The sequence below is a fragment of the Bacillus sp. A260 genome (assembly GCF_009861435.1).
Taxonomy (GTDB): domain Bacteria; phylum Bacillota; class Bacilli; order Bacillales; family Bacillaceae_G; genus Bacillus_A; species Bacillus_A cereus.
Genome location: NZ_CP046398.1, coordinates 2,822,082 through 2,844,615 on the forward strand (window position 1 = coordinate 2,822,082; position 22,534 = coordinate 2,844,615).

Below are 22,534 nucleotides of genomic sequence, written 5' to 3' on the forward strand. Positions count from 1 at the left end.
TCTAAACTATTATTTTTCATCATTACAAGTGTATATACATATGTTACAATCATATTGCACACTAGAAAACATTATGGGGGTACGGATGGAAACGTTATTAATCCAGCAAACTGAGAAATCAAATAAGTTTTGGAAAATCGTTGTGAAAGAAAAAGACTATGTTGTGTTTTACGGAAAAATTGGCACAGCTGGCAGTGTGAAAGCGAAAGAGTTTGAAACAGAAGAAGAATGTATGAAAGAAGCTAATAAACTAGTTGCTTCCAAACGTAAAAAAGGATATACAGACCCGTTGCCTGGGGAAGATTACATAAAAGAAAAAACGATAACCGAAGAAGAATTTTGGGAGCTACTTCATCGTGCAAAAACGAAAGGTGAGGACCAAGAAGAACAAATAGAATGGCTTACTTCTCACCTTGCTAAACGTACAGTACATGAAATTGTAGCTTTTGATACGCATATGCATCGCCTTTTGAAAGACTCCTATACCTCCCGTTTATGGGCAGCAGCCTATATTATTATGGGTGGCTGTTCAGATGATACTTTCGATTACTTCCGCGGATGGTTATTATATCAAGGAAAAGAGACATACGAAGCTTGTATTGAAGATCCAGAACGATTAATTCCTGTATTAGAAAATTTGAGTGAGTATGACGTCCCAGAGATTGAAGAACTTACTCTATATTTCGGGCAAGAAGTTTACATGGAGAAGACTGGGGATGAAGATGATACATACTTTACACTATACCATGTCTTAACAAATGAAGAGTTTGAGGAAGTTGATATCGAGTTAGATTGGGATGAAGACGATGAAGAAGGTTTAAAAAAGATGTTTCCTAAGCTATGGGAGATGTACGGGGAAGAACCGATTGAGTGGTAGATTAATTATTCGTGAAAAAATGCCTTGTTTCTTTAGTAACAAGGCACTTTTTTTGATACTATATTTAAATTATCATCTTTCCCTCTCCCACCACTCCATAAAAGTCTTTAAAGAAGGAGCAACCCACGTTCTACTATCATTTTCATGGTTCCATACATATATGTCATCTCTTTGTACTTTTCCATTCAAAATGGAATAGCCAAACAAATCACCATTTCCCCCATCAGCAAAAAATAATAAACAGTCAAAAGGCATGTATAAATCCTTAAAATCAACTATATTTCTCATACTCATATTTTCAGTTTTAATTTTTGAAGCAGACCATATAAAGTCACCTTTTCCCCCTTATGTGCAATCAAGCATATTCAAAGAACTCCGCTAAATTTATTGATACCATCTTTCTAACAATTCCTTCTCCCTCTCGCCTGAAATACCTGCTTTTAATTCCCATTCTTCCGTACTCTCCATCCACTCATACACATCTGTAACTGTCTCTTCTATTCTTCTAAAAGTAAGCCCTTCATTAACCGCACTTTCGATACAAATAGAAAACCCGCCTCTCCACGGCTTCGTCTCACCATCTAATGGGAAAGTTTCTGGAATCCACAAAGGCATTTCTGTCCAAGGCTGCACATTATGTTCACTCATAAACGCTTCGTCTACCCAAACAAATTCAGCATCGCTATTCGTAACCTTTTTACACGTATTTAATAGCTCTTCCATCGTCAATTCATCATTCGGACCTGTTATATTAAATGTTCCTGCTTTATGATGTTCTGCCATATTTAGCCCCCATCTCGCGACATCTTTTATATCAACTAATTGCACGGGACGAATTTTTCTTCCTGGTACTAATACTTTCCCACCCTTTGCTACACGCTGAATCCAGTATGGAAGTCGATCTGTATAATCAAACATTCCTGAAAGAAGACCTGCTCTTACATGTAACACACGCCCCGGCCAATACTTCTCTGTTTCTTTTTCACATAATACTTTCAGTGCACCATAATACTCATAAGGTGAAACTTCACCATTCTCTATAGCCTTTATTTGATCATCCGTCGGTTCGGGCTGTAATATATAATCTTCTTTTATGTCATGCGGAATCCAATCTTTATATACGGAAAGGCTTGAGATGAATACATAGTGTTCAATATTATCTTTGAGCACTTCTCCAACATTCCTAATATGATGTGGAGAAAATCCACACGTGTCTATGACAACATCCCACTTTCGATTTTTTAGACTTGATACATCGTTATTTCTATCACCGATTAACTGCTCCAATTCAGGAAAAACTTCTTTGTTTGTTCCGCGGTTAAATAACGTAACTTCATGCCCTCTCTGTAAAGCCTCATCTACAAATGCTCTTCCTAAAAATCGTGTACCGCCTAGAATTAATATCTTCATAGTTCTCCCCCATTCGTGATTAATAACCCTTCCTAATGTTTAACGATTTTTTATTGAGGAAAGTTACGGGGAGCGTTTAAATTTTTCTACAAGCTCACCATTACTCTGTTAAAAGTATATACTCTTTGATTAATCTCCATCTATCCTTTGCTTCTGGCACAACTTCAGAAGCCATCACCACCACCAATTCCTTCTCTGGAATACAACAAATCATATTCCCCCCATCACCCATTGCACAGTATGAAAAGATTCCATCTTCTTCTCGTAACCACCATAAGTAACCATATTGATTTGGGTTCATTTCTGTCGATTCTTTTATCCATGATTTTGATAGTATTTGTTTTCCATTATGAATACCTTCATTCAAATACATCTGTGCAAACTTCGCCATATCTCTAACCGTTAACGTTAGTCCCCAGCCACCCGTCGAAATACCATTTGGATCGTGAACCCATCCTTTCACATCTTTTCCGAATAAGTCATCAAATCCAAATGCTTTCATATTGTAGTTTGGAATTTCTCTCATGCCGAGTGGCTGAAATAAGTATTCATTCGCAAATTCACGCGCATTTTTTCCTGTTGCGTTCGTTATGATCGCTGATAGTATATGAGCTCCTGCAGATGAATATTTAAAAGCCCCAATTTCTCCGCCTTGTCCTATCCTATTTAACGTATACTGTACCCAATCTCGTTGCATACATAGTTCTTCTAACGGCTCCTGCCAGTCTACGAAAGGATGTGGAGCTGTCATTGTCAACAGATGTCGTACTGTTATTTCAGATGAATTAACGTTATATTCCGGGAAAAATTCTATTACTCTTTGATCAACGCTTTTTATATAGCCCTTATCTATACATATCCCAATTAGCGCAGAGATTATCGTTTTTGTGACTGACGCTATGTGAAATGCATCATCTGGACCGTAACCGTTATAATATTTTCCAAAAATAACATTACCTTTCTGCACTACTAACATACCATTCATATTTTCATATTCTTCTTTTATAATCTGATCTAACTTTTCAGCAGTTTTCATTAGTCCTTCCCCTTTAACCTATAATTAAAAAGGTTCGATAGGTACATATATATCAACTATATGTTTATGCTTTGGATGCTGCTTTGGGTCATTTCTATATACTTCAAAAGGATACGAATCTCTCGGTTTATATCCGCTATTTGGAAGCCACTCACCGTATATAAAGTCCCATGCTCCTTTATATTCATCTTGGCATATTTCAAAATGTCCTACTGCATACTTTCCAGAAGGTATTACCATTATTCCAACGTCGTTCGTTTCTACTGTGGATTCATCTGAAATTGTTACACATAAACTTGTTCTTAAATGATAGTCCTCAGTAAATTCATGATGATCGTGGTAAATGGTTAATACTTTCGTATCCTCAAATACATGATAGTTTTGCTTAGCTGCGTAATGAAATAATTTCTCTATCATTTTCGGAAAAGCTATAGTTAACTCTTCATATGTACCGATATGTCTTATGTATGCGACGTTTATATTGTCTGCTGTTACAATTTCAATATTTCCTCGAACCTTCTTACATTCATTGTATTGAGGAATTCCCCTTACGTCTTTGCAATTCTTGCTATTGTCGTTTCGATATTGAGATGGACTTACGCCGTAATAATTTTTAAATGTTCGGGAGAAAACTGCTGAATCTGTGAATCCGAAGTGATACGCAATATCTGTAATCGTCATATCTGTCCGATATGTAAGTAGATGTGTTGCCCTTTCTAACTTCAATCGGTTTACATACCGTGATAATGACTCGTTTACTATCCCCTTAAAAATCCGATGAAAATGAAACTTTGAAAATCCTGCTACATCCGCTAACTCTTCAATTGAAAGTGAATCACTTATGTTTGATTCTATATAATCTTGCACTTTATAAATGCGTCGTAAGTATTCATTTCTACTTTGTTTACTCTCCATACTTTTAGCTCCTCACAACAAAAAGAACCATCCTAGAATACTTTTAGGACGGCTTTCTATTCGTAATAGATTCTTCCATATTTTATTGTTAAATCGATATAATTTCACTATATTTTTTAAGCTGATGGTAATGTGGCGTTATCCTAATTTAATTTAAAGAAATAACTATTTTTTTATAGCCCTACGCAAGTTAATAATATTATTGGGATTTAGCTCCCATTGTCTCATAAGTTCTCTTTGTCTTGTTTTTAAGTCTTCAAATGGTTCTTCCACCATGTCGATTTTATTAAATTTCCCTTCGAAAACTAAAGCATTTTTTATCTTTTTATATCCACCAAAACCTAAGTCATCATTTAGTAACCAGACTACTCTCTGTATTTTTGCAAATAAAATACCACCTGTACACATTGGGCACGGTTCCAACGTGCTATAAATAGTAAACCTCTCATTTTTTATTTTTGCATCAAACATTGCTTCCCCTGCATTGCGAATAGCGTCTAACTCTGCGTGAGCTGTTATGTCTTTTTCTGGATGCACTCTATTCCTTCCTCTTGCAATGACATTATTATTTCCATCAACAATAACTGCTCCTACTGGATATGTGTTTTCTTTTAATGCCTTTTCTGCTTCTTCCAATGCCATCTGTAAAAAATATCTATCCCTCTCAAAATTCATATAGATCCCTCTTTTTTAGATGAAATTATGTTATGGAAATTCCTTTCGACTATCATACTAGCTTCTATCAAGCTAACAAAGTCAGCTATTCTTTATGCAACGGATAACATTTTCATATACATTTAACTCAGTGGGTTTTGGTAAAGCTTATTTTTCTACACATTTTTCAAAAATAAAACTCTACTACCGCCATTCCCATCATAATTTGTATGTACCGATACACCCTCTATCTCATCATCCCCAGCCTCAATTTGAAAGCCAATCTCCCTATGAAACTGTATCGATTTTTTATTAACTGGTGACGTAATTGCTTTTACAACTTTACAATTATTTGCACGTGCGACATCAAAGAAATACGAATACAATGTCGATGCAATTCCTCTTCTTCTATACTTCGGATTTACCCCGATAAAATGAACGTACGCTTCCTCTTTATGCGTTTGCGAAAAGAATCCGCATAAGAAACCTAACGTTTCGCCATCTTCTTCAATGATAAAACTCGTTTCTTGAAAGTGAACGAAAAACAATTTTGGCAACATGGCAGCCATGTCTCTCCCGCCCCACCAATCATTTAAAACAGAATGAATCTTTACATAATCTTCCCCTTGGATGTTTCTTACTCGCATATGTTTCTCCCTCTCACTCACTTCATTTTTTCATAAATTTTAATGACTGTTTCTACTAAAAGGATGAATACCCATATCCCGCAAAATACAAGAACAGACTGGAATAAAGAACCTAGCATAACAATACTTATTAAACCTAATTCTGGGCCTGAAATGGACATTTCATCAAATCCTATATTATGTATAAATGGACCGGTTGAAAAAGCCATTAAAATAGATGCTATTAAATAAATCACACTCATTATTTTTAATATTTTTATAGAAAGATACGAAGTTTGTTCTTGCTCCACTTGTGATAATTCGATTTCACCGCTCGCAATTCCTTTTTGTAAACAGTCCTCACATAGAAATTCTTCCTTAATTTTTTTACCACCGTGCAATGTACCTGTAATTTCTTTACAGCGCGAACACTTTCGATTTATCATTTTGTTATCACTCCAATCTCGTAAGATTATACTTATACAATTCTATTTTTACCTTATTATTCCTTTTGTGTATTTTATAGAGAGGTGACGTGTCTTATGATATCTAAACTTATTTTTGGTTATAAAAAGCCTACTGAGCAATATGTATTACGGCCTAGTTGTTATGCAATTATTTTTAACTCAACTTCTTCAAACATTGCTATTATCCAAAAAGGAGACCGTTATTTTTTACCTGGTGGCGGTATGGAAGGTACCGAAACAAAAGATGAATGCTTACATCGTGAACTACTAGAGGAATTAGGATGGGCAATTGAAATTAATCAATATATCGGTAATGCAATGCGATATTTTTATGCAGAAAAAGAAGATACATATTATTTAAACGATGGATTTTTTTATATTGCGAACATGGTGCAGACACAAACTGAAAACTGTGAGGAAGATCATGTTTTGCGGTGGATGTCTCCTTTACTTGCTGTAGAGCTTCTCATTCATGATCATCAAAAATGGGCTGTTGAACAAGCGCTTTTATTACAAAAACCAAAAGGATCTCCTTCTATATGAAAGAGATCCTTTTTATTGTTAACTTACTTTTTTCAAATTGAGAGCTGGCTTTTTGATTCCACCTTTTTTTACAACATATAGACCCACAAAGATAATAAGTCCGCCAACCAGTTGCATCATATTGATTTGCTCCCCTATTGTTACTGCCGCAAAAATAACTGCGAACAATGGTACAAGATACATATAAACCATTACTTTCGTTGAGCCTATTTGACTAATACCGACATACCACATTGCAAGTCCGAAGATTGTCGCGAAGACGATTGAATATGCTAGAGACCCCCAGCTTGGCATGTCTACTGGCCACGTTAATGTATTTACGTTGAATAAACAATATACAACGAGAGGTACAATTCCAATTAAAGTTGACCAAGATGTGACTCTCATTGCGGAATATTTTGTTATAAGAGGTTGCGCTAATATTGGATACCATCCCCACGCAATCGCTGCGACTAATCCAATTATGTTTCCGAGCCACGCATATTCGTAAGTAGTTCCTCCTGTATGTCCTGTTAATAAAACGAATGCTGCACCAATAAACGCTACTATTGAACCAATTTGTACTTTCATCGAAAAACGTTCTTGTTTGTGCAATACTGCTAATATCCCTGTAAAAATAGGTGACATCGCAATTAATAATGAGGCGTTCGTTGCTGAAGTATATTTCACAGATAGCATAAACATCGTTTGATACATTGCCGTACCAACGATACCGACTGCTACTAATCGTAACCAATCTTTTTTTTCAATACGTAATGAGCGTTCCATCATAAAAGTGATAAGTAATAATACCGGTGATGCTACTAAAAATCGTAAACTATTAAATTGAATGGATGACATATATGCCACTCCATACTTTCCTATTGTATAATTTGCTCCCCATACTAATGCAACTGATACTAGGAGCCATTCCATTTGCCATCGTTTCATCCGAATCTCCCCTTCCCTATTTAGCATAGTAAAATTGGCTGGATATAACACCGTCCAATTGGCTGTTTTTTTACCCAGCCAATTTGCTATACTTGATGTATATAAGAGATACGGAGGCGTTTTTTATGGAATGGAAACTAGATAGTGACAGTAAAATCCCTATTTATCAGCAAGTTGTTGACTTTATTGAAAAACGTATTACATATGGAGAACTTCCTCCCGGAAGCTTCCTCCCTTCAGAACGGAAATTAGCTACGCAGTTAAATGTAAACAGAAGTACAGTAACGACTGCTTATAATGAACTACGTGCTATGGGAATTGTAGAGAGTACGACTGGTAAAGGAACACGCGTGAGTACACATATGTGGGGTGTTTCTCCAACATTAACGCCGAACTGGAGAAATTTCGTAGAAGGTGGTACTTTTTTACCAAACTTACCACTACTTCGCCATATTCGGGCAGAAGTACAACAAAATGAAAATATTATTGATTTTGCAAACGGAGAGCTCGGTTGTAATCTTTATCCCCACAATCAACTACAAGCGATTTTACGTGAACAACCGTTAACGCATTCATTAAGTTACGATCATCCGCAAGGCTATCTCCCGCTAAGACAAGCGGTCGTAAAATATATGAAGGAATATTTAAAAGTTGAGGCGACTGAACAATCCATTATGATTACATCTGGCGCACAGCAAGCACTTCACCTTATCGTGCAATGTTTATTAAATCCAGGTGATGCTGTTGCTTTCGAAAGTCCTTCACACTGTTATTCCCTGCCTCTATTCCAATCAGCAGGTATTCGTATTTTCCCATTACCTGTTGATGAACACGGCATTAACCCAGATGATGTACAGGAGTTATATAGAAAGCACCGCATTAAAATGATTTTTTTAAATCCAAATTTCCAAAACCCTACGGGGACGATGCTTCATCCAAACCGTAGAAAAAAACTATTATCACTTTGTGCAGACTTACGAATTGCGATTGTGGAAGATGATCCGTCTAGTTTACTTACGCTAGAAAAGAAACAACCTTGCCCTACTTTGAAATCAATTGATGAAAATGGAACTGTCATTTATGTACATTCTTTATCAAAAATGATTGCACCAGGCTTACGAGTTGGTTGGCTCGTTGCCCCGCAGTCTGTAGTAGAAAGGTTATCCGACGCAAGGCACCAAATGGAATTAGGTATGAGCATTTTCCCACAGTGGCTTATGCAACAATTTTTTGAAACTGTACCATTTCAGTCGCATATCGTACCGTTACGAAAACAACTAGCAGAAAAAAGAGACGTTATCGTCCACGCTCTAAACGAGCAACTTCATGATAAAATCTCTTTTTCAAATCCGACCGGTGGAATATACATATGGGGAAAATTAAAAGAACCGATAAACGAAAAACAACTTATTATGCAAAGTTTAAAACAAGAAATTGCTTTTATGCCAGGTAGTATTTTCGGCGCAAAAGATGGTTATATACGTTTATCTTATGGAAAAGTGAATATTAGTCAAATTGAGGAAGGTATTTCTCGTTTGCGGGAGGCTATTTTGGTTTGTGGGAAATAAAATAACTTTTTAATACATTTAAAACTTCTTTATTCATTAACTCCAGATAATAAGTAAGCAAAAAATAATGAAAAGAAGCTTCATTCCAAAATTAAATTATAAGAAAGCTCCTGATGATTGATACAGGGGCTTTCTTTTCGAAATTTTTCGTTTTTCTTTATCTTTCTTCCCTACTTCTAAGAATGATTCTTATAAATTGTAACTCATTATGATTAATTCACCTTTCCGCCCCATCCTTCTAACCCCATTATCACAAAAACCACATTTTTCATATAAAGATTGTGCAGCTACATTTTTAACGTTTACTGCTAAAATAATTTCATTTATACCTAAGAAGTTATTTCGGACAAAGTCAGGTAATATCTTTAAAGCTTGTTTTGCATATCCTTTCCCTTGATGGTGAAAATCTGTTGAAAATGCTCTTATTAAAATAGATTTTTCATTATTTGTATATGGTTTAACCCCGTCATTTTTATGTAAAACAAAAAACGTTACAAGCTCATTATCTTTCATAGCTAAAATTGAATGCCGATCTGAATCCTCACTCGATAGTTTTACAAGCTTTTTGGGTAAACCTGTATAACAAAGCTGCTCTTCTGACAATGTATATTGATTTATTATATTTCTGAAGTTTTCATTATAAAAATATAACTGCATATAAATATCGCTCTCCTCAATAAATGGTCATTTCTATTTCGTTGTCTACAAGTTAAATAATAAAACTCATCCCCTATTTTCTGTAAAATATTCCTCTTTAATATTCTTAACTACATATCTATTATAAATACAGAAAAGCAACTCTCCATTCTCACAATCTAGCTGTATACTTAATAAATACTATGGGATTTGAAGTTTTTATCTCCACATTCTCACCCTCAAATATATACATTTGTTTATTTTCGATATCAATAAACACCATAAGTCCATTCTCATTATATGCTTCTGAATATTCACCATCTATTTTTATTCTTTCAAAAGAAGAAAAAGGGGAATGTACTACTTGATATTCGGAAAGCTTCATTATTCGCTTTTCTTCCGGTACGTGCACAATTTTTGAATCATCATCAGGTAAATATTCTAGCCCAATTTTATTCGGCGCAACGAAAATTAATAGATGCAAGGGTTCTGTTTCATTATTTTTATAGCCATGTATATGGTTCTTCCACCCAAACACAATCTCTCCTTTTGATGCACGAATCATTATTTTATTTGAAATATAATAATCCAAATGACCTGACAACACAACTGCACAATCTTCTCCAAATGGATGGCTATGAGGTGGTATGCCTTCATGCGATTGAAAAATCACTTCATACACCCAATACTTATTATCATTCGTTTTATAAATAAGATCATTTTTTGATATATTAATAGTTGTTTGTGATAAATCGAAACTCCTCATTCGGCCCTCCTGATTAATTTCAGACTTACTTATCTTTTGAAACCATTGCATAGAGCAGTAACATGAAATGATCCTCTAATTTAAAATACATTTTATTTATATATATTCTATTGCTATTTTATCCAAATAAACACTATTAAAAATCAATCCGCAGAATGAAATTCAAATAAAACTTCCTAATACTTTCGTATTAAGAAATTTTCACATCACTACATATAACCACTTATTAAAATCTATAGTACATTCGTTATTTAGTTCGAAATATCCGTTTATTTTATAAAAATACATACGTATTAAATTGAGGAAGATATTACTCATTTGACAAAACCTAAATCTACCATTATTATCAACACGAACCTATTTATAGGAGTGATAAAAATGAAAATTTACGTTGATGCAGATGCTTGTCCTGTAAAAGATGTAATTATTTTTGAAGCTACGAATGCGGAAATTCCTGTTACACTCGTTACTAGTTTTTCTCATTATTCTAATGCAGAGCAGCCGAAAGGTGTGGAAACAATATATGTTGATTCCGGAGCAGATGCTGCTGATTACCGAATTATGCAGTTAGCAAAAAAAGAAGATTTAATCGTAACACAAGATTACGGTCTTGCTTCGCTCGCTTTAGCAAAAGGCTGTATCGTACTACACCATAAAGGCTATAAGTATACGAATGATAACATTGAACAATTGTTACAAACACGATATTTAAGTGCAATGGTTCGAAAAAGTGGTAAGCGTACAAAAGGACCGAAACCATTTACAGCAGAAGATAAAGAGAAATTTAGAGCGCTCTTTAAAAGTATGATCGCACTTTAAAAATGAATCGTCTATTTGCTAGGAAAACTTCGCAAAACAAAGAAGAGAATATCGTAATGAACATTCTCTTCTTGAGGTTTACCCGTTTAAAATGAAGGTAAATTATCTAAGTTATTTTCTTTTATTCCATCCGGTTCACTACGTATAATATCTCTGCCATACTTATGAAATACGTCCACATGAGCTAACTTCCCTGATTTCGCTTCATTAAGAGCAGTCATATAATCTAACTCTCTCCCGCTACTTGTTTTAAACGCTATTAAATCTCCATCATCATTTTTACGAACAGCAACAATTTGTTCTGCTCCTGTATTGACTTCATGGCCTACTTCAAATTGAGCTTGCTCTTCTCCTTGATGTAAATAATCATTATACACCTTTTCAAAGTCTTTTTTGTCCATAAAACTCACCTCCAACACATTTTATTAGTATGGTTGGGAGGTAGTGGTTTTATGTACTTTTCTCTTAGAAAAACGTATTTTTAATACCTACGCAACCCTTTCAAAGTCTCCAATATATCATCTGTAAAGGCTGTGCTACCCTCTGTCTCTAAAACTCTGAAATATAAACTTCTTAAGAACGATCTAATATTTTGTACTAAAATAGCATGCTGCGGATGTCGGATGTCCTCAACAGTTGCTATACTATGTAACCAGTTGCTCCACTCTTCTTCAGTTAAAAGATTTTGGTTACGTAACGACATAATTGGTGCTACTAATCTCTCATCCTCAAAGTGAATGTAAACGTAGTCATGTAAGCGTACCTTCTGACGAACGGCAGCTAGTATTGCATATGAGAACTCACGATTTTGTATTGTACGTGCTAAAGCATCAAGTGCATCTGCTGCATGTGCAGTAGAGTGTGCCCAGCCTTTTCCTTCTACATAGCCCCTTACATCTTCTTCTAAATATACATATTCCAACACTTGTTCTGCCACACTGTACAATTGTTCTTCCGATAACAACGGTTCTCTTTCATGAACAGATAAAATAAGTGGTGGAATTAATACAGAGAATGCACGTTTAAAAACAGAGTCTGTTCCCTTTTCACCGATTTTATAAAATAAATAATCAGGGCTAATTGCTTGTAGCATTAACCCTCGTAATTCTTTTTGTCTAAACACATCATTTGTAATCCATGTATGAAGCGTACTATAAATTAAATCATCACGTAATTCAGCATCTGGTGATCCGATATAATCTAGCATCCACTGCGCATATGGATATGCATCTACGTCTTCTGGTACAGCATAATTATTATTTTTAATTTGTAGTAGTTCTTCTTTTAGTTCTAGTACTTCTGTCATTTTTTTATCCCCTTTAAATTTCTCTTTCTAAATTATTCCCTATTAGTATCATAAAATTAAACCCATTCTTAACGCAATATAAAATGGAATCATTAATTATCTTCACTATGTAACAGTTCTTCCAATGTTACTTTAACTTCTTCTTCTAATTCATTAATCGTTCCGCTATAAAGTGTTCCTATGCTACTACTTTTTCGATATCCTTGGTGATAGTACCAAAGCGAAATAGTACAGACTTCCCATGATTTTGAAGCATCATATTCAAAATTAATTTCTGATCTATATTCATAGTCTAAACAATTGTTAGATGTTAGTCCTTCTAATTCATCACCGTCTATATCTCTTTTAATTGACAGCTTCAAATTTAATTTACCATTTTGCGCAAAACGTTCTTCATATATTTTTTGATACTTACTGCAAATGTCTTCACTTATACTCTCTAGTTCCATTATTTTTTGTTTTAACTGTTCATTTATCTGTTCATTTTTGATTTCTAAATATTGTCCATCCTTCTCTTCATTCACTTTATTATTTTTTTGAAACCATCTAAACAAATGTTCATTCCTCCTATATAAACTGTATTAATGTCTTTTAAATAGAACTACTGGATCATCAAATTTACTATTTTCAAATAAAACATCTGCAAGTTCTTTCGGATTATGCTCATCTATATACAACTTACAGGCCGCATGATATCTGTTCAAAAACATCTTCTCTGCTTCTTCATAACTTCCAAAAGCTTCAGTTTCCCGCTTAGCACCACGTTTTCTCGCAATCTCAAAATTTGTATCTACAAAGATTTTGTAATCAAATAAATACGCAACGTCTTTTTTCAATAGAAACGTTCCATCTACTATTAATATCATATTTTGCGTGGCCAATAGCGGCTCATTATGTACAGACATATCCGTTATTAAGTTATGAGAAATCGTTTCATACTGTAAATTCCCGTTAGGTCCTAAAGGCATTAATAATCTTTCTTTGAAAGCTGTATAATCGTGTGCATCTTCATAATACCCTCTTGCAGATTCTTTTCCTTTTGCATAGCGAATCACTCTTGGATTATGAAAATCATCAATGCTGGCGCGTGTTACTGGTAATCCTCGTTTTTTTATTTCTTCCGCTAATTCGTTTGCAAATGTTGTTTTTCCTGATGCTGTAATACCACTTACTCCAACTCTTGTTGGATAGGTTAAGTTTAGCTTTACAATATGATCTGCAATTTCTTTGATTCGTTGTTTTCGGTTCATGATATCTCCCTTTATAATTAGTTTACATAATATAATTATAAGTAACAATTCATGTCACTATTTGTCGGTAAATCGATATCCTTTGTCGAATCGTTGATATATCGAAAAAATCGTTGATATATTTTAAGTTATGATAGATATATTTGAAAAATCGTTGATATATTATTAGCTTACTTCCCCTTAAACCCCCGATATAAGGCCGTCCGTAACTCTTGCTTATACTCTTCAATTTCTGGCATTTCGAGTTCTTCTGCTAATCTGATAGCTAATTCAATATCATACGGTACTCGTACAAGTTGAATAGAAAAGCTCGCCGCTTCTTTTTCATTATATGTTCCTTCAAATATTAAATAGGAAGCTTGCGTTATTTCAAGTGGGTTTCCTACGCTACCGGCATTACATAACGTTTTCCCTCTGAAATTTTGAACGAACGCTTGGTGAACATCGCCGTAACAAACGACATCTGGTTTTCTTTCTCCTTCTATATTTTCTGTCAGATCACTATTTTCGAACATACTAATACGTTCTTCTCTTGAAGCGTGTGGTTGAATTCTTTCATATAAACTTCTCGGTGAAGCGTGAAACATACGAATGAGTTTTCCACTCATAAAAAATTCGATTGAAAATGGTAAACTTCTTAAATAATCATTTTGTTCTTCCGATAATTGTTTTTGATGCCATTTTAATGCTTCAAATTCAGTCGGCTTTGTAATAAAATCATCCCAGTTTCCCATTACGACTACTTCACATTCTTTACGAATGATTTCAATTGCTTCACTGGAATGAGGTCCTTTTCCTACTAAATCTCCAAGGCAAATAATGCGCTCGATTCCTCTTAATTTAATATCATTCAACACGGATTCTAATGCTTGAATATTACCGTGAATATCTGAAATTACTGCTATTTTATCCATATAAATTACTCCTTTATTTATTAAATTCGCTTGATTGATACCATTTTGGAATATAGGATGAAAAATCATTATGATCTTCTAAAATTCCATTTAATCTTTCCTTCATATCATCTAATAAATATGGTGTGCTTCGGTTTGTCCATACGATATCAGCCGGGAATATCATTGCTGCATATAATGAGTACAGTTTCCAAAAATGTAGATCAGGTTCTCCTCCGCAATAACCGTGAACTTGTCCAACCGCAAATGGTTTGCTTATATTCGTTGTAAATAGTGCTACTTTATAAAAATCATGAATAGGATCACCAATATCGAATCTAGCAAAATCAATGACAGCCCGAAACTCATTTTGGTCAATCATTATATTAGCCGGATGAAAATCGTCATGTAAAAATACGATGGGACGATTTTTTAATAAATCTTTATGATTTCCTACAAAATCTATCACTGTATTTAAACGAAAAAAGTCTACTTCATATTCTTTCAACGCTTCTAAGTATCTCTCATATTTACTCCATATAGACATTTCCCATGAATTACTTTTATCTTCTTTTTCAACTAAATGAATCTTTTTTAGTACTTCTCCAGCCTTTTTTCCAGCCCTATACTGCTCTTCTGTAGACAACGTTCTTAATATATCTTCACCATCTAATCCATCAATCCATTCAAAAACTTGTACACATTTATTGAATTTAGTAAGACTAATAAAATGAATTAATTTTGGCATAGGAATATGTAAAGAATCTAGCTGCTGCATATATTCATATTCTTCCTGCTTCCGTTCAAAATATGATGAATCGCATACTTTAATAAAATACGAGGCCCCACTCTCTAATTCAATTTTATATTTCTCATCGAATGAAAAGCCTTTTGAAATAACAGTCGCTTTTAACATACGAGGCCATTCTAGTATTCTCTCTATCTCCCTAAGCATTTCTTTCACAACGTTCACCTCTATTAATATATGTACAAACTACCTAGCACTTCATGCTCTCGTTTATCTCCACCTTTAAACTCTACTGCAAATGGATATTCGCCATTCTTATTCAAATGTTCTAGTACTAGCCCTTCTCCAATCGGTTCACAAAACTGCACATGAATATTTCCAAACACTACACTTTGACTCTCAGCATTCCATTTTTCATTTTTCACAACTGAGCTTGTAGATAGTCCCATTACTTTTTTCCATTTCCTTACTGTTTCTCGAACGTTTTTTACTGCGTAATGAATCGTTTCAATTTGTTGCACTTTGTTTTTATGTTCAGTGATCATCCCACTGTTACGTAAATCGTTTCTTCTTTCTTCGTCCGTTTCATTCCACTGTATAAAGAAAGGTAATTTCGGTCCGTTCTCTTCTTGCTTAACAAATAATATTTTCCATTCTAAAAGCCGGCCATCTTTTCTCATGCGTTTCCCTTCAAATGGCCCTATCGTATGTAAGCCGTACTTATTAAAGTTAACTGCTAGCTCCTCAATTGCATCTGTTCGGATCGCGATTTGTAGCATTCCTTCTCCATTTTGTAGTTTCACCACTGTTTCTTGTACTAATGGATTTTCTGCTTCTTTCGCTTTTTCTTCATGCTGAACTGCTAAAAATTCTATGTATGATAAGTCAAAATAACTTAAACTATTCCAAGTACCCCAAGTAGTATGCTCTCCGCCTAATACAGTATGAAATCCAAGCTCCTGCATTTGTTTTGCCGCTTCCTCCGGTGTATATTGCACTGCGTGAACGAGATGATCAAATGCTAACATATTCTTTCTCCCCTTTCTCTCCATCCTTTTATTGTATATTTTATTTTTCTTTCATTCAATTCAAAAACTTTAAAACCTAGTTGATTTATACGATTAATATGTATTATAATGAAACAAATTTAATTATTGCTGATTGGAAAAACCAAAGGCACTTTTCTCATACGGGAAAAGTGTCTTTTTCATTTATTATTACAGGGGGATTATTTATGCAGAAATTAATTGTCTTTGCTATTATTGGATTTTTCGCTCAACTGATCGATGGAGCACTCGGAATGGCGTATGGGGTAACGTCTACTTCACTATTATTAATGTTTGGTATTGCACCGGCTGTAGCTTCCGCATCGGTTCATTTAGCTGAAGTCGTTACAACTGCAGCTTCTGGCGCATCTCATATCAAATTTGGAAACGTTGATAAATATACAGTTTCCAGGCTTACATTACCTGGGGCAATCGGCGCATTTGTTGGGGCATGTTTTTTAAGCAATTTACCTGGTGATGTAATTAAACCGTACATTTCCGTATTTTTATTTACTTTAGGGGTTTATATTTTATTACGATTCATCATTCAAAAACAAATTGTCACTTCAAATAAGCGTATGTCTGCAAAACAACTTGTGCCGCTTGGTTTATTCGCTGGATTCGTTGATTCAACTGGTGGCGGTGGTTGGGGGCCGATTACGACACCTGTTCTTCTAGCAAGAGGAAATGAAGCTAGAAAAGTTATTGGATCTGTAGATACGAGTGAATTTCCTGTTTCACTCGCTGCAACAATCGGCTTCTTCATCTCACTTGGCTGGGAACAAGTAAGCTGGATTTGGGTATTTTCTCTCATGCTCGGTGGTATCGTAGCGGCACCAATCGCGGCATGGCTAGTTCGCATCGTTCCTTCTCATTTACTTGGCGTATTAGTTGGTGGTCTTATTATCTTTACAAACATTCGTACACTGCTTACTACATTTAAAGTGGATCCAACTATTATTTCACTTTCTTACGTTGCAGTTGGTCTTGTCGTTATTATTTCTATTTTCATTGCTGTTCGTAATCATTCCAATCGTCCTAATACGTCAACGGCTGAGTATCCGAATGATCAGAAGCAAATGCTACCATAACTATAAAAAATACCGCTCAATTTAGAGCGGTATTTTTTATTTTTCTATTTTCCAATTAATCATCATTTCTGTAGCATTTACTCTCTTCATATGTAACTTTTCTAAAACACGCATCGAACTATAATTATCTAGAAGTGTCTCTGCAATTATTGTTTCTACCTCACCTGTTTTGAAAGCCCAATCGATTAGTTCTTTTACAGCTTCTGTTGCATAGCCCTGATTCCAATATTTCTCAATGAATCCATAGCCAATTTCTACTGTTTGATCCTCATTTGGTTTCCCTTTAAACCCAATATCACCTAAAACGCTATCATCTTCTTTTCGAAGAACATACCACGCCCCCCATGGTAATAAAGTTGCATCTTGTTTTACATTCTTTACATGCCCTACAATATGCGGGCCGCTATTGTATCCTTGCTCGTTAGCGACTTGAATCCTCTCTTCTGTACACGGCACTATATAGAGCCTTTCTGTTTCTAATTTCATTTTGATTTCCCCTTTTTGCTTAAACGTTACTCTAATTATAACAAATAATATGACTTTATTATGAATGTCGAATTATATTTTTCTGAATTTTCTTTTAATTTAGAGGGTTTTTCAATATTTTTTGCGAAACATTTGTATAACAATTTTTTCTTTGCTTATTGCTACATAATAGTAGGTTCGGGTGGAGTTTTGCAAGCGTTTCCTATACAATAACCGATATTTTTTGACTTTTCCTAACAAAATATCTTGCAATATATTCAGAAAGTCATTACAATTGCCATATATTAAAAATCTTAGCAATATATCAAATCCTCATCAATCCGATGAGGTAGAGGTTGCGACTTTTAAGAGTACGACGGACGAGACACAGAGAATGTCACCGACTCCGTTTGAAAGGAAAAGTTGCCGAAGTTTATATTTCTTCTCTGGAAATATGAGCTGGGGCTGTCTCCGAAAGGAACAGAACTGTCACGTTTACAAAATTACCGTGTAAACGTGGGGTGCTATCTTAACGGAAGGGTATGATGGGGTGGTTATTTGTGAAACGTTCCGCCAAATTCCTTTGGCGGTTTTTTGTATTTTTCTCCCCCGCTCCTTCCTAACCTACAAGAAAAGGAGTGTTGAACATGAATAGCGCAACAAATCAATCTACCTCTAAAACGCAAACTACACAAGGACAAGGTGAATTAAAACGCGGATTAAAATCTCGTCACCTTACGATGATTTCTCTCGGCGGTACAATTGGTACCGGACTATTTCTTGCCAGCGGTGGTGTCATCCATTCAGCTGGACCTGGTGGTGCATTAATTGCATACGCCGCAATTGGAATTATGGTTTACTTTTTAATGACAAGCTTAGCTGAACTCGCAGCTTACATGCCTGTTACTGGATCTTTTAGTACGTACGCAACAAAATTTGTTGATCCATCACTTGGCTTTGCACTTGGATGGAACTATTGGTATAACTGGGCAATTACGATTGCTGCTGAACTAGCTGCTGTAACATTAATTATGAAATTTTGGTTCCCAGATACCCCTTCTCTTATTTGGAGCGGATTATGTTTAGCTATTATTTTCCTTTTAAACTACTTATCTGTTAAAGGGTTTGGTGAATCTGAATATTGGTTCGCACTTATTAAAGTAGTTACGATTATTATCTTTTTAATTGTTGGTTTCATGATGATTTTTGGAATTATGGGCGGCGAAACGGTTGGCTTCAAAAACTTCACTGTTGCAGATGCACCATTTAACGGCGGTATCATGGCAATTATCGGTGTGTTTATGGCAGCTGGTTTCTCATTCCAAGGTACTGAACTATTAGGAGTAGCTGCTGGTGAAACATCTGATCCAGAACGTAATATCCCAAAAGCAATTCGTTCAATCTTTTGGCGTATTCTTTTATTCTATATCCTTGCGATTCTCGTTATCGGTTTATTAATTCCTTATACAACTGAAAGTCTTGCTGCAAGTGATGTAACAGTAAGTCCATTTACACTTATTTTCGAAAAAGCGGGCGTTGCCTTTGCTGCTTCTGTTATGAACGCTGTTATTTTAACGGCAGTACTATCTGCTGGTAACTCTGGTATGTATGCATCAACTCGTATGCTTTGGGATTTAGCTCGCCAAGGGAAGGCACCAAAGTTTCTTGGTAAATTAGATAGCCGCGGTGTACCTGTTAACGCATTAATCGTAACATCGATTGTCGGTAGTATTGCTTTCATTGCTTCTTTATTCGGTGACGGTGTTGTATACATTTGGTTATTAAATGCATCAGGAATGTCTGGCTTTATCGCTTGGGTCGGCATTGCAATTAGTCATTACCGTTTCCGTAAAGCGTATATCGCACAAGGAAAAGATTTAAATGACTTACCATATAGAGCAAAATGGTTCCCCTTCGGTCCAATCTTTGCATTTACACTTTGTATCATCGTAATTTTAGGACAAAACTACGGGGCATTTATGGGTGAGTCAATCGACTGGAACGGTGTACTCGTTTCTTACATCGGTTTACCACTCTTCTTAGTACTATGGTTAGGTTATAAATTTACGAAAAAAACAAAATTGATTCCACTTGATAAATGTGAACTAAAATAAAGTGAAACGAGCAAACAAATTTGTTTGCTCGTTTTTTGTTGCAAACCTCTTTACTTCCCTATTGCTCCTGTTTTTGCAATAATAAAGGAAATATAAATAAAGGTTGGGATACAATGAACATTCGCATTACTGATGAAGCAAAAGCAGCTATACATAGATTAGAACTTGAAGATAAAAAGATCGTTCGCATTAGAGGAACAATGACGAACTCTTGTAGTATTTTCGTTGATGTCGATTTAATTTGGGATACATATAACGCAGATGATGTTGTATATGAAGATGCAGAGCTTATCGTACAAATGGATTCATTCACGAAAGACTACACTGGTGATACGGTGAAACTTGATTATAAGACGACAGGTTTTAGTATTACGACTCCGAGTGAGACTTTGGTTTATGGATTGTCGATTAAAAAATAAAAATTGTTTTCATTTGACCACCGAGGTGAAAAAATGGGTAAATATGTTCCGTTAAAATTTTTATTTAATGAAGAATTAGCAGAAAAAATAGCTGATTCTATTTGTAAACACGATTCTTATTTCTCTAAAAACATCTTTGTAGATTCTGTAGCTTGTAAAGTTGAAAATTTAGAGTTAAAACAGCGTATTGAAGTAATTGCAGATGAATTACACAATGCTTTACAAAAAGATTTTAATGCCGCAATACATATATTACTGAAGACATTAGGACCAGAAAATACAACAGAAGTAGGCACATTTACAAATGGATATATGTATATGCCTCTTGCAAAATACGTTGAAAAATATGGGCTTAACGATTTTAAAATCTCGTTCAATGCAATGTATGAAATAACGAAAAGGAATACTGCTGAATATGCCATTCGGCCTTTTCTTGAAACATATCATGAAGATACACTAGACATATTGCAACAGTGGATTCATGACGAAAACAGCCACATTAGAAGATTAGTTTCTGAAGGTACAAGACCAAGGCTTCCTTGGGCTAAAAAAATAGGAGCTCTAAAAGGTGATTTTAAGTACAATTTACAACTTCTTGAACCATTAATGAATGACCCTTCTAAATATGTTCAAAAATCTGTAGCCAATCATATTAACGATATTACGAAAGAAGATAAAGAACTCGTTTTTCAATGGTTACAGCAATTACGTGATAAACAGCATCCTATTAATCCTTGGATTATAAAACATGGACTAAGAACAGTAATAAAAAGTGGTACTTTACCAAAAAATTTTTCTTTTTAAGTATTTTAAACAAAACCGCTTATGCTTCAAAAATGAAGCATAAGCGGTTTTCCTTTTGAATACAGAAATAACAAACATAAAAAGTACTTTAAATTTCTTCTTTATATCATTATTTTACTAACTCTTCTATGTTATTACTTTCCTTAATTTTTTCGGATGATAGCCAGAGTGAATAACTTGTTCCATCCTTGTTCCTTAAATATATGTTAAATTCCTTATTATATAGTTCTTCTTTAAGAATAGTGACTACCTTTCTCAAATCATCTATTACATATGGATCATTTCTATATTTTATCTCACTGTCATTGAAAACTAATGTCAATTCATACTCTAGACAATTGCCGTCTTTCGGGTGTGGACAAGTAATATCCTCAATTTCAAAACGATCATTTTGAATTTCATTTAACCTTACGCCTACTTTTGTTTCAGTTTGAACCAAATATGTCCAATAACCGCTTACTGTGTTTTTCATTGTTAAAAGCAGTTCTTCTTTCGTTATAGCTTTTTGCACATTTTGAAAAGGCAAGCCTATAGATTCACCATTATAATCCTCAATTTCAAGTGTTGTTATCTTTCTATTACTCTTCTGAATGAATTGGATTAGAGCATATAAACGATCTAATTCTTTTGATTCAAATTGACTGTAATCAATCTTGTCACTCGTTTTTAAAGTTAATAATAACGTATCCGTTGGTTTCTCCTCTATATCATCATCCACTATATATTGAAAAACATTTTTATTTTCAGGTTCCACGTAACCTAATTTTTTAATTTCTTCTAGCATTGGTTTAAATTTCTTATATTCCTCATATGTTTTTTTTCCGTATTGATATTCATCACCTTTTATTCTTGAATATAAGAAGCCATCTACCTCTACTCTAAATTGAATATTTTTGTTATTTTTTGCTTGAACAGTATGATATGTATGCCCCATATTCCCTTCGTTTATAGCACCCCAATGTGTTACAATCACATCAATTCCGTGCTTTTTTTCACATATTTTTTCACCTGATCGTCATCTTTATAATTACACCCACTTAAACATAAGAAATATAAGAAACATAACAATACTAACATTACATTTTTCATTCTTTTCATATAGCACCTTGCCCTCTTTTCGCATAAACAAAATATTCCATATATAAAGAATA

25 protein-coding genes, 2 pseudogenes and 1 riboswitch are annotated in these 22,534 nt (G+C 34.6%); of the genes and pseudogenes, 8 read left to right on the forward strand and 19 right to left on the reverse strand.

The window, feature by feature from the left end; translation table 11 throughout:
* The first annotated feature begins 85 nt into the window (after window positions 1–85).
* The gene (locus GD442_RS14295; protein WP_000449119.1) at window positions 86–877 is read left to right on the forward strand and encodes a DUF4240 domain-containing protein; all 792 of its coding nucleotides are present in this window, start codon (window positions 86–88) and stop codon (window positions 875–877) included.
* Window positions 878–941: 64 nt separating this feature from the next.
* Here GD442_RS14295 and GD442_RS14300 read toward each other — a convergent pair.
* The 7 genes and pseudogenes from GD442_RS14300 to GD442_RS14330 form a co-directional block, all read right to left on the reverse strand.
* Window positions 942–1,222, reverse strand: a pseudogene (locus tag GD442_RS14300) (SMI1/KNR4 family protein); the annotation flags it as partial.
* Window positions 1,223–1,261: 39 nt separating this feature from the next.
* Entirely contained in the window at window positions 1,262–2,287 is a 1,026-nt protein-coding gene (locus GD442_RS14305) for an SDR family oxidoreductase (protein WP_000697698.1), read from the reverse strand.
* Window positions 2,288–2,387: 100 nt separating this feature from the next.
* Window positions 2,388–3,323, reverse strand: coding sequence for a serine hydrolase domain-containing protein (locus GD442_RS14310; RefSeq protein WP_159365110.1), 936 nt, complete (start codon window positions 3,321–3,323; stop codon window positions 2,388–2,390).
* Between the two features lie 24 nt (window positions 3,324–3,347).
* Window positions 3,348–4,238 (reverse strand): AraC family transcriptional regulator, encoded by an 891-nt coding sequence (locus tag GD442_RS14315; RefSeq protein WP_000444288.1) that lies wholly within the window; start codon window positions 4,236–4,238, stop codon window positions 3,348–3,350.
* Between the two features lie 165 nt (window positions 4,239–4,403).
* On the reverse strand, window positions 4,404–4,913 hold the full coding sequence (locus tag GD442_RS14320) for a nucleoside deaminase (RefSeq protein ID WP_001008618.1): 510 nt from the start codon (window positions 4,911–4,913) through the stop codon (window positions 4,404–4,406).
* Window positions 4,914–5,068: 155 nt separating this feature from the next.
* Complete coding sequence (locus tag GD442_RS14325; protein WP_001266045.1) at window positions 5,069–5,539, reverse strand: GNAT family N-acetyltransferase; 471 nt, start codon at window positions 5,537–5,539, stop codon at window positions 5,069–5,071.
* Window positions 5,540–5,556: 17 nt separating this feature from the next.
* Entirely contained in the window at window positions 5,557–5,964 is a 408-nt protein-coding gene (locus GD442_RS14330; RefSeq protein WP_000610496.1) for a DUF3980 domain-containing protein, read from the reverse strand.
* Window positions 5,965–6,060: 96 nt separating this feature from the next.
* Here GD442_RS14330 and GD442_RS14335 point away from each other — a divergent pair, with 96 nt between their 5' ends.
* Window positions 6,061–6,528, forward strand: coding sequence for an NUDIX hydrolase (locus GD442_RS14335; RefSeq protein ID WP_000623966.1), 468 nt, complete (start codon window positions 6,061–6,063; stop codon window positions 6,526–6,528).
* 18 nt (window positions 6,529–6,546) lie between these two features.
* On the opposite strand, the gene GD442_RS14340 is transcribed toward GD442_RS14335, so the two are convergent.
* On the reverse strand, window positions 6,547–7,458 hold the full coding sequence (locus tag GD442_RS14340) for a DMT family transporter (protein ID WP_000832977.1): 912 nt from the start codon (window positions 7,456–7,458) through the stop codon (window positions 6,547–6,549).
* 125 nt (window positions 7,459–7,583) lie between these two features.
* Here GD442_RS14340 and pdxR point away from each other — a divergent pair, with 125 nt between their 5' ends.
* A complete protein-coding gene (gene pdxR / locus GD442_RS14345; RefSeq protein ID WP_000454943.1) occupies window positions 7,584–9,026 on the forward strand; it encodes a MocR-like pyridoxine biosynthesis transcription factor PdxR in 1,443 nt (480 codons plus the stop codon).
* Window positions 9,027–9,215: 189 nt separating this feature from the next.
* On the opposite strand, the gene GD442_RS14350 is transcribed toward pdxR, so the two are convergent.
* Complete coding sequence (locus GD442_RS14350; protein WP_001177778.1) at window positions 9,216–9,683, reverse strand: GNAT family N-acetyltransferase; 468 nt, start codon at window positions 9,681–9,683, stop codon at window positions 9,216–9,218.
* A gap of 151 nt (window positions 9,684–9,834) precedes the next feature.
* Window positions 9,835–10,428: a cupin domain-containing protein gene (locus GD442_RS14355; RefSeq protein WP_001255985.1), complete on the reverse strand. Its 594-nt coding sequence runs from the start codon at window positions 10,426–10,428 to the stop codon at window positions 9,835–9,837.
* 378 nt (window positions 10,429–10,806) lie between these two features.
* Here GD442_RS14355 and GD442_RS14360 point away from each other — a divergent pair, with 378 nt between their 5' ends.
* Window positions 10,807–11,247: a YaiI/YqxD family protein gene (locus tag GD442_RS14360; RefSeq protein ID WP_000708761.1), complete on the forward strand. Its 441-nt coding sequence runs from the start codon at window positions 10,807–10,809 to the stop codon at window positions 11,245–11,247.
* An 86-nt stretch (window positions 11,248–11,333) separates the two neighbouring features.
* Here the strand turns inward: GD442_RS14360 and GD442_RS14365 are convergent, their stop codons facing one another.
* The 7 genes from GD442_RS14365 to GD442_RS14395 form a co-directional block, all read right to left on the reverse strand.
* Complete coding sequence (locus GD442_RS14365; RefSeq protein WP_000358176.1) at window positions 11,334–11,648, reverse strand: DUF3892 domain-containing protein; 315 nt, start codon at window positions 11,646–11,648, stop codon at window positions 11,334–11,336.
* Window positions 11,649–11,728: 80 nt separating this feature from the next.
* A complete protein-coding gene (locus tag GD442_RS14370; RefSeq protein WP_000141232.1) occupies window positions 11,729–12,553 on the reverse strand; it encodes a DUF2785 domain-containing protein in 825 nt (274 codons plus the stop codon).
* Window positions 12,554–12,645: 92 nt separating this feature from the next.
* On the reverse strand, window positions 12,646–13,107 hold the full coding sequence (locus GD442_RS14375) for a hypothetical protein (RefSeq protein ID WP_000490272.1): 462 nt from the start codon (window positions 13,105–13,107) through the stop codon (window positions 12,646–12,648).
* Window positions 13,108–13,134: 27 nt separating this feature from the next.
* Complete coding sequence (locus GD442_RS14380) at window positions 13,135–13,803, reverse strand: nucleoside/nucleotide kinase family protein (protein WP_001080563.1); 669 nt, start codon at window positions 13,801–13,803, stop codon at window positions 13,135–13,137.
* 170 nt (window positions 13,804–13,973) lie between these two features.
* Window positions 13,974–14,717, reverse strand: coding sequence for a metallophosphoesterase family protein (locus tag GD442_RS14385; RefSeq protein WP_000357656.1), 744 nt, complete (start codon window positions 14,715–14,717; stop codon window positions 13,974–13,976).
* A gap of 13 nt (window positions 14,718–14,730) precedes the next feature.
* Window positions 14,731–15,660 carry an aminoglycoside phosphotransferase family protein gene (locus tag GD442_RS14390; protein ID WP_000661756.1) on the reverse strand — a complete coding sequence of 310 codons (930 nt, stop codon included), beginning with the start codon at window positions 15,658–15,660 and terminating at the stop codon, window positions 14,731–14,733.
* A 14-nt stretch (window positions 15,661–15,674) separates the two neighbouring features.
* On the reverse strand, window positions 15,675–16,472 hold the full coding sequence (locus GD442_RS14395; protein ID WP_000879129.1) for a VOC family protein: 798 nt from the start codon (window positions 16,470–16,472) through the stop codon (window positions 15,675–15,677).
* Between the two features lie 98 nt (window positions 16,473–16,570).
* Between GD442_RS14395 and GD442_RS14400 the strand changes: the two genes are divergently transcribed.
* On the forward strand, window positions 16,571–17,581 hold the full coding sequence (locus GD442_RS14400) for a sulfite exporter TauE/SafE family protein (protein ID WP_002041401.1): 1,011 nt from the start codon (window positions 16,571–16,573) through the stop codon (window positions 17,579–17,581).
* Window positions 17,582–17,617: 36 nt separating this feature from the next.
* Here GD442_RS14400 and GD442_RS14405 read toward each other — a convergent pair whose 3' ends face one another.
* Window positions 17,618–18,067, reverse strand: a complete 450-nt coding sequence (locus GD442_RS14405; protein WP_000764607.1) for a GNAT family N-acetyltransferase — start codon at window positions 18,065–18,067, stop codon at window positions 17,618–17,620.
* A gap of 321 nt (window positions 18,068–18,388) precedes the next feature.
* A riboswitch (Lysine riboswitch) is annotated at window positions 18,389–18,581 on the forward strand.
* Window positions 18,582–18,693: 112 nt separating this feature from the next.
* Here GD442_RS14405 and GD442_RS14410 point away from each other — a divergent pair.
* The 3 genes from GD442_RS14410 to GD442_RS14420 all read left to right on the forward strand — a co-directional run bounded on the left by GD442_RS14410 (window position 18,694) and on the right by GD442_RS14420 (window position 21,383).
* Entirely contained in the window at window positions 18,694–20,160 is a 1,467-nt protein-coding gene (locus tag GD442_RS14410) for an amino acid permease (protein ID WP_001083385.1), read from the forward strand.
* Between the two features lie 113 nt (window positions 20,161–20,273).
* On the forward strand, window positions 20,274–20,579 hold the full coding sequence (locus tag GD442_RS14415) for an iron-sulfur cluster biosynthesis family protein (protein ID WP_001026167.1): 306 nt from the start codon (window positions 20,274–20,276) through the stop codon (window positions 20,577–20,579).
* A 33-nt stretch (window positions 20,580–20,612) separates the two neighbouring features.
* Window positions 20,613–21,383 carry a DNA alkylation repair protein gene (locus GD442_RS14420; RefSeq protein WP_159365111.1) on the forward strand — a complete coding sequence of 257 codons (771 nt, stop codon included), beginning with the start codon at window positions 20,613–20,615 and terminating at the stop codon, window positions 21,381–21,383.
* Window positions 21,384–21,492: 109 nt separating this feature from the next.
* On the opposite strand, the pseudogene GD442_RS14425 reads toward GD442_RS14420, so the two are convergent.
* Window positions 21,493–22,481, reverse strand: a pseudogene (locus tag GD442_RS14425) (hypothetical protein).
* Window positions 22,482–22,534: the final 53 nt, after the last annotated feature.

Excerpts from the sequence above, each read along its gene's own strand:
- GD442_RS14295 (WP_000449119.1), top strand. The coding sequence starts at position 86 with ATGGAAACGTTATTAATCCAGCAAACTGAGAAATCAAATAAGTTTTGG.
- GD442_RS14305 (WP_000697698.1), bottom strand. The coding sequence starts at position 2,287 with ATGAAGATATTAATTCTAGGCGGTACACGATTTTTAGGAAGAGCATTT.
- GD442_RS14310 (WP_159365110.1), bottom strand. The coding sequence starts at position 3,323 with ATGAAAACTGCTGAAAAGTTAGATCAGATTATAAAAGAAGAATATGAA.
- GD442_RS14315 (WP_000444288.1), bottom strand. The coding sequence starts at position 4,238 with ATGGAGAGTAAACAAAGTAGAAATGAATACTTACGACGCATTTATAAA.
- GD442_RS14320 (WP_001008618.1), bottom strand. The coding sequence starts at position 4,913 with ATGAATTTTGAGAGGGATAGATATTTTTTACAGATGGCATTGGAAGAA.
- GD442_RS14325 (WP_001266045.1), bottom strand. The coding sequence starts at position 5,539 with ATGCGAGTAAGAAACATCCAAGGGGAAGATTATGTAAAGATTCATTCT.
- GD442_RS14330 (WP_000610496.1), bottom strand. The coding sequence starts at position 5,964 with ATGATAAATCGAAAGTGTTCGCGCTGTAAAGAAATTACAGGTACATTG.
- GD442_RS14335 (WP_000623966.1), top strand. The coding sequence starts at position 6,061 with ATGATATCTAAACTTATTTTTGGTTATAAAAAGCCTACTGAGCAATAT.
- GD442_RS14340 (WP_000832977.1), bottom strand. The coding sequence starts at position 7,458 with ATGAAACGATGGCAAATGGAATGGCTCCTAGTATCAGTTGCATTAGTA.
- pdxR (WP_000454943.1), top strand. The coding sequence starts at position 7,584 with ATGGAATGGAAACTAGATAGTGACAGTAAAATCCCTATTTATCAGCAA.
- GD442_RS14350 (WP_001177778.1), bottom strand. The coding sequence starts at position 9,683 with ATGCAGTTATATTTTTATAATGAAAACTTCAGAAATATAATAAATCAA.
- GD442_RS14355 (WP_001255985.1), bottom strand. The coding sequence starts at position 10,428 with ATGAGGAGTTTCGATTTATCACAAACAACTATTAATATATCAAAAAAT.
- GD442_RS14360 (WP_000708761.1), top strand. The coding sequence starts at position 10,807 with ATGAAAATTTACGTTGATGCAGATGCTTGTCCTGTAAAAGATGTAATT.
- GD442_RS14365 (WP_000358176.1), bottom strand. The coding sequence starts at position 11,648 with ATGGACAAAAAAGACTTTGAAAAGGTGTATAATGATTATTTACATCAA.
- GD442_RS14370 (WP_000141232.1), bottom strand. The coding sequence starts at position 12,553 with ATGACAGAAGTACTAGAACTAAAAGAAGAACTACTACAAATTAAAAAT.
- GD442_RS14380 (WP_001080563.1), bottom strand. The coding sequence starts at position 13,803 with ATGAACCGAAAACAACGAATCAAAGAAATTGCAGATCATATTGTAAAG.
- GD442_RS14385 (WP_000357656.1), bottom strand. The coding sequence starts at position 14,717 with ATGGATAAAATAGCAGTAATTTCAGATATTCACGGTAATATTCAAGCA.
- GD442_RS14395 (WP_000879129.1), bottom strand. The coding sequence starts at position 16,472 with ATGTTAGCATTTGATCATCTCGTTCACGCAGTGCAATATACACCGGAG.
- GD442_RS14400 (WP_002041401.1), top strand. The coding sequence starts at position 16,571 with ATGTATTATAATGAAACAAATTTAATTATTGCTGATTGGAAAAACCAA.
- GD442_RS14405 (WP_000764607.1), bottom strand. The coding sequence starts at position 18,067 with ATGAAATTAGAAACAGAAAGGCTCTATATAGTGCCGTGTACAGAAGAG.
- GD442_RS14410 (WP_001083385.1), top strand. The coding sequence starts at position 18,694 with ATGAATAGCGCAACAAATCAATCTACCTCTAAAACGCAAACTACACAA.
- GD442_RS14415 (WP_001026167.1), top strand. The coding sequence starts at position 20,274 with ATGAACATTCGCATTACTGATGAAGCAAAAGCAGCTATACATAGATTA.
- GD442_RS14420 (WP_159365111.1), top strand. The coding sequence starts at position 20,613 with ATGGGTAAATATGTTCCGTTAAAATTTTTATTTAATGAAGAATTAGCA.